We start from the raw sequence: 12,484 nt of genomic DNA, 5'->3' as shown, positions 1-12,484 counted from the left end.
CGAACCCATGCAGCCTGACCTGCTCGATTTACACGTTTTACATCACTTCCGAACCCGTTCTCCGCTGACCCATTGTATGACCAACGATGTCGTACAGACCTTTACGGCCAACGTTTTGCTGGCGCTTGGCGCATCACCCGCGATGGTGATTGAGGCCGAAGAGGCTGAACAGTTTGCCGCGATCGCTGATGCGCTGCTGATTAACGTTGGCACGCTGACCTCTGCGCGTGCTCAGGCGATGCGTCGGGCAATAGAAGGCGCGGTGGCGGCAGGCAAGCCCTGGACGCTGGACCCGGTCGCTGCGGGCGCCCTGACGTTCCGCACCCGCTTTTGCCATCAAATTCTTGCTCTGAAACCGGCCGCCATTCGCGGCAATGCCTCTGAAATTCTTGCCCTTGCCGGAATGAGCGCGGGCGGGCGCGGCGTTGATACCACCGATACCGCCGCCAGCGCGGTGCCTGCCGCGCAGGCTTTGGCGCGTCAGACAAATGCAATTGTCGTGGTTACGGGAGAAGTGGATTACATCACTGACGGGCAACGTACCCGCACGGTAACGGGCGGCGATCCGTTGATGACGCGCGTGGTGGGCACAGGGTGCGCGCTCTCGGCCGTTGTGGCGGCGAGCTGTTCGCTGCCGGGCGACCGGCTGGATAACGTCACTGCCGCCTGCGGATGGATGAAGCGAGCCGGAACGGTGGCCGTTGCGCAGTCACGTGGGCCAGGCAGTTTTGCCAGCGTGTTCCTGGATGCGCTCTATACGCTGGAGGAGCAGGCATGAAGCGGATTAACGCCCTGACCATTGCCGGCACCGATCCCAGCGGCGGCGCGGGTATCCAGGCTGACCTGAAAACCTTCTCGGCCCTTGGCGCGTACGGCTGCTCGGTCATTACCGCGCTGGTGGCGCAAAACACGCGCGGCGTGCAGTCGGTCTACCGTATTGAGCCGGATTTTGTTGCCGCGCAGCTGGATTCGGTGTTCAGCGACGTCCGCATCGACACCACCAAGATCGGCATGCTGGCGGAGACGGACATTGTGGAAGCGGTGGCCGAGCGGCTTAAGCGCTATCAGGTGCAAAACGTGGTGCTGGATACCGTCATGCTGGCAAAAAGCGGCGATCCGCTGCTCTCCGCCTCCGCCGTCGAGACGCTGCGCAATAAGCTGTTGCCGCAGGTGGCGCTCATTACGCCCAACCTGCCGGAAGCCGCCGCGCTGCTGGGCACATCGCATGCGCAAACTGAACGTGAGATGAAAGCGCAAGGGAATGCGCTGCTGGCAATGGGCTGCGGCGCGGTGCTGATGAAAGGCGGGCACCTGGATGATGCCGAAAGTCCGGACTGGCTCTTTACCCGCGACGGCGAAGTGCGCTTTACCGCGCCGCGCGTGCAGACCAAAAACACCCACGGTACGGGCTGTACGCTCTCTGCCGCGCTGGCGGCGCTGCGTCCACGGCATGACGGCTGGGCCGATACGGTGCGCGAAGCGAAAATCTGGCTCTCCGCGGCGCTGGCAAAAGCCGATACTCTGGAAGTGGGTCACGGTATTGGGCCGGTTCATCATTTTCATGCGTGGTGGTAACCCAGTATACTGGCAGAAAACACCACGCCTGAGAAAACAGAGATGGAACAAGCGCATACCCGGTTAATCGCTCAACTAAATGAACGGATCGCCGCGCCTGACAACACGCCGCTGTACCTGAAATTTGCCGAAACGGTAAAAAATGCGGTGCGAAGCGGCATGCTGGAGCACGGGAATATTTTGCCCGGCGAGCGCGATCTGAGCCAGTTAACCGGGGTGTCGCGCATCACCGTGCGAAAAGCGATGCAGGCGCTGGAGGAAGAGGGCGTGGTGACGCGTTCCCGTGGCTATGGCACGCAAATCAACAACATCTTCGAATATTCGCTGAAAGAGGCGCGCGGCTTTTCCCAGCAGGTGGTGCTGCGCGGCCAAAAGCCTAATACGCTATGGGTCAACAAGCGGGTGGTGAAGTGCCCGGAAGAGGTCGCAAACCACCTGTCGATCCCGCCGGACAGCGAAGTCTTTTTGCTCAAGCGCATTCGCTATGTGGATGACGATGCGGTGTCGATTGAAGAGTCCTGGGTGCCGGTTGGGCTCATTCCCGATGCGGATGCGATTGGCATTTCGCTGTACGACTACTTCCGCAGTCAGAATATTTTCCCGCAGCGCACCCGTTCACGGGTCAGCGCCCGTATGCCGGACAGCGAGTTTCAGGCGCACATTAAGATGGACGAAAAAATACCGGTGCTGGTGATCAAGCAGGTCGCGCTTGACCAACAGCACCGGCCGATTGAGTACAGCATTAGCTACTGTCGCAGCGATCTATATGTCTTTGTGTGCGAGGAATAATTCGTCGCGAGTCGGGGCGCAGTCCCCGCCGCGGTGGCTGACCACCCAGGACGCCACGGCATTCCCCAGCAGAACGGCGTCAGCCAGTGACCATCCTGCCGCCAGCCCGGCAAGCGTGCCGCCCGCGTGGCTGTCGCCAGCGCCAATGGTATCCACAACCGTCGCCGGAAATGCCGCAACGACGCCCGAGGTATTACCGTCATACCACGCGGCGCCATCTTTATCATGCCGCACAATCAGCGCGGCGCCGAAACGCTGCTGCCACTCCGCACCCAGATTTTCAGCCGCTACACCCAGCCGTTCGGCTGCGATCTCCGATTCCTGACGATTCAGCGACACAATCGGCTTGCAGGCCATAATCCGCGCCATCAGCGCGTCGGGGATATCCGCGATGCGGGGACCGAAATCGATAAAGGCCGTCACGTCCTGCAACCCCTCCAGCCAGCGTGTCAGCAGTTCACCGCACGGCGAGGCCAGCTGATAGCCGGATAAATAGACCAGACTGTTCGACGGGATGTTAAGCACATCAAGCCAGCGCTGCTGCCACTGATTTTCCACGCCGCTAAAGGACATAAAGGTGCGCTCGCCGTCTGGCTCCACCAGTGCCAGGCACCAGCCGTTATCGCCGGTTTCGGCCTCAATGGCGCTGTGCAGATCCTGCTTCGCCATGGCGTTGCGGATGATATCCGCCCATACCCCGTGGCCGACGGGCAGGGCGTTTTGCGCTGTAATGCCGAGCCGTTTCAGGGCGATGGCGATATTCAGCGCGCAGCCGCCAATATTCACGCCCTGCTGTTTAAGCTCGATATCGCACCCTCGCCAGGGCAGGGCGTAGGCGTCGGCGATGACGTCAATCACCGCTGCGCCCAGCACCGTCACCGGGCGCGCGGCGTGCAGGGTGTCGAGACGTTGGGCAAATGAATTCATACGCCCTCCCTTTGCTCCCGGTAGTGCAATAATTTCTCGCAATAGTGGCCGAAATCGAGCCGGTTGACGGCGTCGAGTTCGGCTTTGAGCGTCGGGTCAATCGCCTGCACGCCGTGGAGCGCGCCGCAGATGGCCGTCGCCATTGCGCCAATGGTGTCGGTATCGCCGCCCAGATTGGCACATAAAATGGCGCAGCGGTTTGGGTCGGTTCCCGCCAGTTCGACCATCGCAATGGCCGCCGGAACGGACTCAATGGTGCTGGTTCCGGCCCCCACGAGCTGGTACACCTGCTCGCTGGCGGACTCAACCCCGTTGGCTTCCCGCACGGTCTTAAGCGCCAGCTCGATACGTGCCGCCAGCGACGCGCTGAAGGTGGTGGTTTTCGCCTCCTGCGCATAGCGGGCGATACCCGGCAGGGCATCGACGATGTTCTGCCAGCTTTCGCCGTCGACGGCGCGCGAAACCGCCCAGGCAATCACCACCGCGCCGGCAATGGCGAGGTCCGATTTATGGGTAGGGCTGGAGGCCAGCGCCACCTGCTCAACAAAGTGCTCCAGACGCGTGGCCGGAAGCAGGCAGCCTAGCGGGGAGGCGCGCATTGCCGCCCCGTTGGTCACGCCGTTGTTTTCCAGTTCGCTGACCGGTTTCCCGTCGCGAATCGCGTTAAGCGCGATTTTGGAGGTCGGGCCGAGCACGTTCTTATTAAACGCATCGAAATCGAGCGCCCAGCGAAGAATATGCTTGCCGATAACGTCCGCGTTGATGTCTCCCTCACACTCAATAATCGCGTCCGCCAGGCACAGCGCCATTGAGGTATCGTCGGTGAACTCTGCCTGTTTGAAATAGCAGGCCGCATTATTCTCTGCCGGACCGGGTAAAAAGCGGTCGATCCAGCCGAAGTGCGCTTTGACGCGCTTTCTCGGCCACAGCTCCGACGGCATGCCCATCGCATCCCCTAACGCCTGCCCGTAAAGAGCACCGAGAACACGTTCTTGTTTCATTTAACTTCCCCTTGTGTCAGCGCGGCATCGCCATCAACCACCTCAATTGCGGTGATCTCTTTATCCGATTCGCGGAAAAACAGCATAAACAGCACGGCAATCACGGCAATCATGATTGCACCAAACGCCCACATTCCGGCCCAGTTGAAGGTCAGCCCATTCACCGGCTCTTTGTATGCGAACATTTTTTCCATCATCACGCCGCCCAGGCGGTAGCCCAGCAGGCTCCCAAAGCCCTGGCAGCACAGCGTAATCAGGCCCTGCGCGGCGGTGCGCATGTGCACCGGCGCTTTTTTATCCACGTAGATGTACGCGGTAACGTAGTAGAAGTCGTAGCTCACGCCGTGCAGCAGAATACCGAGGAACAGCAGGGCGTAGGTGAAGTACTGTTCCGCTCCGCCGTAAACGAAGAACCCGTAGCGGATGGCGGCAGTGATCAGACCCAGCAGTAAGACCTTCTTAATACCAAAGCGTTTGGTAAAGAACGGCAACGCCAGCATAAAGAAGATTTCGGAGAACTGGCCGAGCGTCATCCAGCCGGTGGCGTTTTTCATCCCCACTTCGGTGAGATAGCCGTTGGCGAAGATGTAGTAGAAGGCCAGCGGCATGGCGAACAGGAACGAGCAGAAGAAGAATACCAGGAAGTTTTTGTCGCGCAGCAGGATCAGCGCGTCCAGCCCCAGCATCACTTTGATATCCAGCTTGCCGGTGCTCTTCGGCGGGGTGTTCGGCAGGAACAGGGCAAACACGCCGAGCAGGGCGGAACTGGCGGCCGTCATCAGCAGCGGAATATTGGTATCAGAAATGTCGCTGTAGCCCATCATCTGCGGCAGGAATCCGCACGCCAGGCCCGAGGCGATCCAGCCGATGGTGCCCATTACGCGGATGCGTGGGAAATCGGCCTCGACGTCGTCCACGTTGGCGAAGGCAATGCTGTTGGTCAGCGCGATGGTCGGCATATAGGTCAGGGAGTAAACCAGCAGCAGCGGGAAGAAGGTGCTGAACTGGGTTTGCTGTGCGGCGAAGTACATCAGAATCGCACCGGCGAACATCAGCACCGCCAGCACTTTCTGGGCGGCGAAGAAGCGGTCCGTCAGCGAGCCGACCAGAATAGGAGAAAGGATCGCGGCAATGGCGGTACAGGCGTAAGACCAGCCGATTTCTCCGGCGGTAAAACCGCTTTTGCTCAGCCACAGCCACAGCGGCACAAACCATGCGCCCCAGATAAACCATTCAACAAACATCATGAATGACAGTTGGACTTTCGTTTTCATTTTTTAATCCTGCATGTCAGAGAGGGTACGCCTTTAACATACCACTCAATAGCACCTTTTAAATACCTTTGTGGCGATTGTTTGATCAATGTAACAGTTTTGTTGTACACGAATCGAGCCAGCAGATTGTGCTGAAAAAAAATGCAAAGGGTGGAAAATCTGTTAAGTCGGTACCAGGCTTAGTCTGCCCATAAAAGATGGGACTGGATAAACACACACCGACACGACGTCGGACTTACGGGAGTATCACATGACTGATATTGCGCAGTTGCTTGGCAAAGACGCCGACAGCCTTTTACAGCATCGTTGTATGACCATTCCAGCCGACCAGCTGTATCTGCCTGGTCATGACTACGTTGACCGCGTGATGATCGACAACAACCGTCCGCCTGCGGTCCTGCGAAATATGCAGACGCTCTACAACACCGGGCGGCTCGGCGGCACCGGGTATCTCTCTATTCTGCCTGTGGACCAGGGCGTTGAGCACTCGGCGGGCGCCTCTTTCGCGGCGAATCCGCTCTACTTCGATCCGAAGAACATTGTTGAGCTGGCGATTGAGGCGGGCTGTAACTGTGTCGCCTCCACCTACGGCGTGCTGGCTTCGGTTTCGCGTCGCTACGCCCACCGCATTCCGTTCCTCGTGAAGCTGAACCACAACGAAACCCTCAGCTACCCTACCGAATATGACCAGACCCTCTACGCCAGCGTCGAGCAGGCGTTCAATATGGGGGCGGTGGCGGTAGGGGCGACCATCTATTTCGGTTCTGAGCAGTCTCGCCGTCAGATTGAAGAGATCTCCGCGGCGTTTGAGCGCGCGCACGAGCTGGGCATGGTCACCGTACTGTGGGCGTATTTGCGCAACAACGCGTTCAAGAAAGACGGCGTGGATTACCACGTGTCGGCCGACCTGACCGGGCAGGCGAACCACCTGGCGGCGACCATCGGCGCGGATATCGTGAAGCAGAAAATGGCCGAGAACAACGGCGGCTATAAAGCGGTGAACTTTGGCTATACCGATGACCGCGTTTACAGCAAGCTGACCAGCGATAACCCGATCGACCTGGTGCGCTACCAGCTGGCGAACTGCTACATGGGCCGCGCAGGGCTGATTAACTCCGGCGGCGCGGCGGGCGGTGATACCGACCTGTCAGACGCGGTGCGTACGGCGGTTATTAACAAACGCGCGGGCGGTATGGGGCTGATCCTTGGCCGTAAGGCGTTTAAGAAATCGATGGCCGACGGCGTGAAGCTGATCAATGCGGTTCAGGACGTCTATCTGGATAGCAAAGTAACGATTGCCTGACCTGAGGGCGAAACGTAGGCCGGGTAAGGCGTAGCCGCCACCCGGCAATACGATCAGCGCAAAAGCACGCAGTCCGGTGGTAGCCGACACCGCAGCGCGCCGGGCAACACCTCAATGCGGAACTGCGTTCCGCTCAGCGGCTCTCCGTCGAGGTTAAAGGTCATCCCGTGCGGAGCATTCACTTCAAACCACGCCGACTTCCCGGCGATGATATTTGGACTCTCTTCCGGCTGCGTCAGCGTGGTAAACAGCGCGGGCAGCAGGCCGTCGCCCGTGAAAATACGCAGCTGTAGCTGACCGTCATTGATCAGCGCCTCCGGGCACAGCTGCTGCCCGCCACCAGCCTGGCGGCCATTGCCAATCCCAATTACCAGCGCGTCACCCTGCCACTGAAAATCCTCGCCGCGAATTTCGCAGCGGTCAGGCTTGAGGGTGTCCATGCGCATCAGGCCGTGGATCAGGTACGACACGCCGCCCAGCGCCGCCTTAAGCTTTTCCGGTGTTTCGCTGGTGATACGCGTGCCAAACCCGCCCGTCGCCATATTGATAAAGCAGGTTTTATCATTCACCTGCGCAATATCCACAGCGGTGGCCTTGCCGAGGATCGCCAGCTGGAGCGCCTTCTCTAACTCCTCCGGGATCCCGGCGCTGGTGGCAAAATCATTGGCGGTACCGAGCGGTAAAATGCCCATCACCGGCCGGTTTGCCGGGGGCAGGTCGATAAGCGCTGACGCAATCTCATTGATGGTGCCGTCGCCGCCGCCGGAAATGATGGTGTTGACGCCAAGCCTGAGGGCTTCATTGATATAGCGTGCCGCGTCGCCTTTTTCCCACGTCACCCTGACGTGGATGCGCGCGCCGTCGTCACGCAAACCCTGAATGACCTGACGCAACAGATCGTTGCCCGCACTTTTGCCATTGAGAATCAATAAACTGTCTGGATAGGTTGCCATCCGCGCTGCTCCCTTTTTTAGCGTTAGTAAGAGTGTATAGCAGAGAGGAAAAAAGCGGGTAAGAACAGGATGAAAGGAAAAAAATAAGGCTGCGGAAAGGGGATTTATCCCCCTTTGTGGCGTTTACCTTTTATACGCCGGCCCCTCAATTGACGCTTGCTGTCAACGTTTGAGCCCTGCCATTTGCCTGTTCTCAATTTTCAACTGCTTACGCCACACCCGATTATGTAGCGTTAGCGCAATTGAACGATAAAAGACTGACGTATTCATCCACACGATATTCAGGCCGAAAAATCCCAATCCTAATAATGAGGTTATTTGCGGTGTGTAATTCTCTACAGAGCCGAATAAAAGCGAAATCCACGTCCAGATAAAGTAAACGATGCTCATCAAGCCGGTTAGTGTAATGACAAAAATATGCAGTTTATATCCCGTTAAGGACCCTCTGGCCGTTAAAAACATCGTGCTCATTACAATCATGCAATACACCACTGCTGCAAGGAATACTCCCATCATTACCTTAAATTCAGGTAAGCCGAGCAGGCGAAATAGCAACATCCAGACAGAAACTTGTAGCATAGCGTAGCAAAAAATAGTGAGTAAGGTACTTATTGCTAAGGGAATACCTGTCATATGTACACCCACAGGAACACCGAACTGACCTTTTAAGCGATCTTTCAATGATTCAAGCCGTTGGCAATCGTCAGTCGCCATTTCACCTGTTATCACAGTACTTAATGCAAGGCTCTTTTTGATGTAATTTATCATGTCCGGGTCAATAACTTCCTGTAAATGAAAAAGACTGAATCAAACCAAAAACGTATTTACCAGATTGTGTAATATTCTGAGGATTCCGAATTGTACCCGAGATAGCACTGCCAACAAATGCTGAGGAGTTTGAAATAGCATTCAACAGCTCTCGCTGTAAGAGCAGCTGCAGCGCTTCCGAGGGGTAACGTTTAGGGTAAACGCCAGCTTTCATCGCTGCTTTAACCCCTGAATTAGAGATCCCGGGATTTCGAATACGAATGATTTCCTCAGTTAACCGCGTGCGGTCCGCTCGGCTCATTTTTTGTAATAACGAGAGTAAACTTTCGGACGTCGAGCGATTAAGTAGGCGGTAGGTTAATACTGCGCTTTTTAGACCCGCGGCAGCCCCGGCAAGTGAAATCGCATCAAGAGCAGTATTGGTTGCGGTATACCACTCCTGAGAATCCATCCAGGCAACATAGTCATTATGATTCATGGCAATAAGTGACAAGCGGCCAAGCCCGTTTGCACACTGAATTCCTGTTGCTACACCACCAGCGACAATCACAGCGGCAACAGCACCGGAAGAACCTGCGGTGAGAGGAATGGCCATACCTGCGCCTGCAGCAAGTACGACAGTGAGAATGGCAGCTCCGCAAGAAATCGCCGTAGAACCTATTTCAGTCGCTAATGAAGGCGACTGAATCGTCGTCGTCGTTGCCCGGAGAGGATTACTTGATGAGGCGTTTACTTTAGACTTACCGAGCTTTCGTTTGGCGTCGCAATCCGTCTTGAGGGTCTCACTAACCACTGACGCGCACCGTCTGAGTAGATGATCCCAACCTGGCTAAAGTTACGGCTACAGTCCAGCTGATTGGAAAGGGCGGTGAAATTAATATCGCCGCCGGAGGCTAGACCCAGACTGCGTGCGAGTTCGTAATCCGGAATATCCTTTGAAATCTGACCAGGAAAAGTCATGTTGTCTCTCCGTCCGTGTGAAATCGTATAACGCTAAGAAATCAAGAGTAAAGGGCATGTTATGGACGGGAATTAGGAATGATCCGAATAACGCACCATCCTGCCAGAACCAATGAAAATTGTGATGGATATCATATACCCGCCCGATTTTCGTAAAAGATCTTCCAGCAGACGCTGTCGCGAATCAACACCCTTCATTTGGTGGGGCTGTGCAATTTCATTCTGACTCAGTGGACTGAATTGTACAAAAAAATAAGCCCGCGTAAGGGCCATTACGACCCTTACGGCTACTGGCTTTCAACGGTGCAATGCGGGTTTGCGCGGCACACAAGACCATTGAAAGCCATATTTAGTTACCTGTCTGTGGACACTATGTGGACGCTCTGGACATCAGTACCACCTTTCAAAGGATTGAGTAAAACAGCATCCTGTAGGTACTCAGGTGCAAAGTGCGCATAGACCATTGTTTGCTCAATGCGTGAATGACCGAGTATCCGTTGAAGAGTGATAATGCTTCCTCCGTTAATCATGAAATGCGTCGCGAAACTGTGGCGCAATGCATGTGTTGCCTGACCCATTGGCAAATCAGGTTTAACTTCCTTCATCGTTCGCCTGAATACAGGATAGGCGGCATCAGGAAATAGAAAACCTCGCTTATTGCAGGCAATCATTTTCGCCACTTCCTCAGAGACAGGAACTGTGCGCGGCTTGTTCGTTTTTGTCTTAACAAACGTGATGCGATTATGAATGATGTTTTCCGCCTTCAATCGCGCCGCTTCGCTCCATCTGGCCCCTGTACTCAAGCAGAGGATGGCAATTTTTTTGTTGTCACCATCAAGCCTTGAGAGCAGCAGGACGATTTCGTCTTGTGTCAGATAACCCGTTTCTGGTTTTTGCTCTTTCAGTCGTTTGGTACCGCGTATCGGGTGCTCACCAAAGAATAACTCGGCCTCTATCAGTGCCGTGAACATCCCGCTTATGCAGGTCAGATCGCGGTTGATACTTGATGGCTTTATCCCCTGGCTTCGCCTGGTCGCGCTGTAATGACTGATAAGTGCTTTAGTAATCTGGAATGCACACGGGTCATCAGTAATCCGGGTGAAGATTTCGATCTTCCCGAGGTTCGATTTACCGTGTTCTTCATGCTTGCCTTTCAAATTCCACCAGACTTGGGTCAGTTCAGACAGACGCCGCTTATCTGTCGGTTTTGAGAGCCATTAAACGTGGGGTGTTATAAGGTTTATGATAATGAATACACCATGTTTTCATTGAATTTAATATCATAAAGCATGAGGCCGCCCTCACGTAGGATTGAAACTTCACCAATGTATTGATTTGGAATTGAATATATTTCAAAAGGAGTTGATATCTCTCCGGGTGATAATGAAAATGGTGAGCCTGATACTTCGTGATTTTCTGTAGTATGCTGGTCATAAATGTGAATGATATGGTTAAATGGTGTGTCATTTTTAACTGCTACAGTTAATTTATTATTACCGATTTTTCTTAAGTTTCTTCTTTGTACTTTGTCAATAATGCTAACTAAAAAACGCGTTGGGTGCTTATCGGGATTCATTTGTTCAAGAGACTGCAAAACAATAGGAAGCGTAGGTCTTTGGTCCGGCTCAGTACTCAGCATTTTTTTTATTAATGTACTGAGAGTGGTGGGGAGTTGGCTCATATGGTAGTCATTCTCCTTAACGCTACTACTCCGATATACTGAACCAGTAAAAAGAGAAAAAAACGTAGCTCCAATACTATATATATCGCCTTTAATTATTAAGTCTGTGTTTTGTATTGTTCTCCATTCTGGCGGAGCGAATCCTGGTGAACCCCATGGGTCATATATAGATTCAGTCCCAAAATGTGCACCCTCAAAGTCAATTAATGATATGCCTGCACATTCATCTATTATCAGATTGGCGGGTTTTATATCCCTATGATATATATCCATCGCATGAAGTATTCCAACTTGTTCTGAGAGGAGAAATGCCAGTCTTACCATTTGTCCAAATGATAAATTATGTTTTGTGCGAAGCGATTCAGATATCATTTCATCTAATCTAATCCCTGGAATGTAACTTGTTATCACTAGGCAGCGATATTCTGTTTCTATCTTTTTAATTACCTTTGGTACCTTTGCTTTAGTGTCTTTTAAAATGTTCAATATCTTGTGTTCATTGAGCAGTCTTGCATATCCATCTCGACCAGGATGTTCTTCCTCACCATTTTTCCTACCTTCCTTAATTATCACATTATCAATAGATTGTGATAATACTGATAACGCCTTGAACACACCACCTTTTCCTCTTTGGCTTAGACATTCATAAATAAGATATCCATGATCTAAAAGTGAAATAGAGTTATCCTCATTATTAAAATGGATGCTAGTAGTTTGATTTTTTGCCCACAAGGGGACTGCGGTACGTCTAAGTCGGCCATCAAGTATAATGTTGCCTTGAGGGTCAACAATAGTATTTTCACTATTTTGAAAATTACCATACCTATAATAAAGGCAAGAGCTATCTTTTACTTTCATATCAGATGGCACTGAAGGACCTGTGTACGTCCTCGTTGACTCCTTAAGTATCGATATTTTCTCAACAAAATCCACATGGTCAATGCAATATATGGTAATAAATTTACCTATTTGAGAGTATCCAAAAAATAAACCAGTGTTCATCTTTCTAAGTAACTCAATTGACATAATGGCTTTACCCTGCCAATGGTATTTTAATACAAGTTCCCCTACATTTTTTAAAATTTCTAGTGCATTTGCCGGAGTCGCAGAAATATGAATTTTCCATCCTTGTAGAGGTAGGTTGTTGGGTAAAAGGAATTCTGATAAACGCCAATTACCCCTCTTGCCAGGGAAATATTTTTCTACCTCAGCATCATATAATTCTGTAACACCTTCGGAAAAATTACCCATGT

At 53.2% G+C, this 12,484-nt stretch carries 10 protein-coding genes and 2 pseudogenes; 4 read left to right on the top strand and 8 right to left on the bottom strand.

From position 1 onward, the window contains the following. The first annotated feature begins 7 nt into the window (after positions 1-7). From thiM to V1566_RS18195, 3 genes are read left to right on the top strand one after another with little or no spacing between them, the layout of a single operon-like run. Positions 8-778, top strand: coding sequence for a hydroxyethylthiazole kinase (gene thiM / locus V1566_RS18205; protein WP_395304229.1), 771 nt, complete (start codon positions 8-10; stop codon positions 776-778). After that, positions 775-1,575 (top strand): bifunctional hydroxymethylpyrimidine kinase/phosphomethylpyrimidine kinase, encoded by an 801-nt coding sequence (gene thiD, locus V1566_RS18200; RefSeq protein ID WP_213328225.1) that lies wholly within the window; start codon positions 775-777, stop codon positions 1,573-1,575. The genes thiM and thiD overlap by 4 nt, the downstream gene beginning before the upstream one ends. Before the next feature lie 42 nt (positions 1,576-1,617). Further along, positions 1,618-2,364, top strand: coding sequence for a GntR family transcriptional regulator (locus V1566_RS18195; RefSeq protein WP_109845299.1), 747 nt, complete (start codon positions 1,618-1,620; stop codon positions 2,362-2,364). On the opposite strand, the gene V1566_RS18190 is transcribed toward V1566_RS18195, so the two are convergent. Genes V1566_RS18190 through V1566_RS18180 form a run of 3 tightly spaced genes read right to left on the bottom strand, consistent with a single transcriptional unit; the run spans position 2,338 to position 5,566 of the window. Beyond that, positions 2,338-3,291, bottom strand: coding sequence for a PfkB family carbohydrate kinase (locus V1566_RS18190; protein ID WP_395304228.1), 954 nt, complete (start codon positions 3,289-3,291; stop codon positions 2,338-2,340). The genes V1566_RS18195 and V1566_RS18190 overlap by 27 nt on opposite strands. Next, the gene (locus V1566_RS18185) at positions 3,288-4,292 is read right to left on the bottom strand and encodes an ADP-ribosylglycohydrolase family protein (protein ID WP_395304227.1); all 1,005 of its coding nucleotides are present in this window, start codon (positions 4,290-4,292) and stop codon (positions 3,288-3,290) included. Before V1566_RS18185 ends, V1566_RS18190 begins: the two co-directional genes overlap by 4 nt. Beyond that, positions 4,289-5,566, bottom strand: a complete 1,278-nt coding sequence (locus V1566_RS18180) for a nucleoside permease (RefSeq protein WP_159514544.1) — start codon at positions 5,564-5,566, stop codon at positions 4,289-4,291. Before V1566_RS18180 ends, V1566_RS18185 begins: the two co-directional genes overlap by 4 nt. A 250-nt stretch (positions 5,567-5,816) precedes the next feature. Between V1566_RS18180 and fbaB the strand changes: the two genes are divergently transcribed. Next, positions 5,817-6,869, top strand: coding sequence for a class I fructose-bisphosphate aldolase (gene fbaB / locus V1566_RS18175; RefSeq protein ID WP_023312424.1), 1,053 nt, complete (start codon positions 5,817-5,819; stop codon positions 6,867-6,869). A gap of 53 nt (positions 6,870-6,922) precedes the next feature. On the opposite strand, the gene yegS is transcribed toward fbaB, so the two are convergent. From yegS to V1566_RS18150, 5 genes and pseudogenes are all read right to left on the bottom strand, one after another. Next, the gene (gene yegS / locus V1566_RS18170) at positions 6,923-7,822 is read right to left on the bottom strand and encodes a lipid kinase YegS (RefSeq protein WP_395304226.1); all 900 of its coding nucleotides are present in this window, start codon (positions 7,820-7,822) and stop codon (positions 6,923-6,925) included. Positions 7,823-7,984: 162 nt separating this feature from the next. Further along, positions 7,985-8,536, bottom strand: a complete 552-nt coding sequence (locus tag V1566_RS18165) for a hypothetical protein (RefSeq protein WP_395304225.1) — start codon at positions 8,534-8,536, stop codon at positions 7,985-7,987. Positions 8,537-8,597: 61 nt separating this feature from the next. Further along, positions 8,598-9,550 (bottom strand): annotated as a pseudogene (locus V1566_RS18160) (hypothetical protein). Positions 9,551-9,903: 353 nt separating this feature from the next. After that, positions 9,904-10,767: pseudogene (locus V1566_RS18155) on the bottom strand (tyrosine-type recombinase/integrase); the annotation flags it as partial. Positions 10,768-10,790: 23 nt separating this feature from the next. Next, the gene (locus tag V1566_RS18150; RefSeq protein WP_395304224.1) at positions 10,791-12,482 is read right to left on the bottom strand and encodes a protein kinase; all 1,692 of its coding nucleotides are present in this window, start codon (positions 12,480-12,482) and stop codon (positions 10,791-10,793) included. Between the last annotated feature and the right edge of the window lie 2 nt (positions 12,483-12,484).

The organism is Enterobacter sp. ECC-019 (genome assembly GCF_043974075.1).
Lineage (GTDB): Bacteria > Pseudomonadota > Gammaproteobacteria > Enterobacterales > Enterobacteriaceae > Enterobacter > Enterobacter asburiae_D.
The sequence above is the reverse complement of the archived record's forward strand: the minus strand, read 5'-3'. Positions and strand labels throughout refer to the sequence as shown.

Coding starts and splice junctions, on each gene's coding strand:
- V1566_RS18150 (WP_395304224.1), bottom strand. CDS start 12,482: ATGGGTAATTTTTCCGAAGGTGTTACAGAATTATATGATGCTGAGGTA.
- thiD (WP_213328225.1), top strand. CDS start 775: ATGAAGCGGATTAACGCCCTGACCATTGCCGGCACCGATCCCAGCGGC.
- V1566_RS18190 (WP_395304228.1), bottom strand. CDS start 3,291: ATGAATTCATTTGCCCAACGTCTCGACACCCTGCACGCCGCGCGCCCG.
- thiM (WP_395304229.1), top strand. CDS start 8: ATGCAGCCTGACCTGCTCGATTTACACGTTTTACATCACTTCCGAACC.
- V1566_RS18180 (WP_159514544.1), bottom strand. CDS start 5,566: ATGAAAACGAAAGTCCAACTGTCATTCATGATGTTTGTTGAATGGTTT.
- V1566_RS18185 (WP_395304227.1), bottom strand. CDS start 4,292: ATGAAACAAGAACGTGTTCTCGGTGCTCTTTACGGGCAGGCGTTAGGG.
- yegS (WP_395304226.1), bottom strand. CDS start 7,822: ATGGCAACCTATCCAGACAGTTTATTGATTCTCAATGGCAAAAGTGCG.
- V1566_RS18195 (WP_109845299.1), top strand. CDS start 1,618: ATGGAACAAGCGCATACCCGGTTAATCGCTCAACTAAATGAACGGATC.
- fbaB (WP_023312424.1), top strand. CDS start 5,817: ATGACTGATATTGCGCAGTTGCTTGGCAAAGACGCCGACAGCCTTTTA.
- V1566_RS18165 (WP_395304225.1), bottom strand. CDS start 8,536: ATGGCGACTGACGATTGCCAACGGCTTGAATCATTGAAAGATCGCTTA.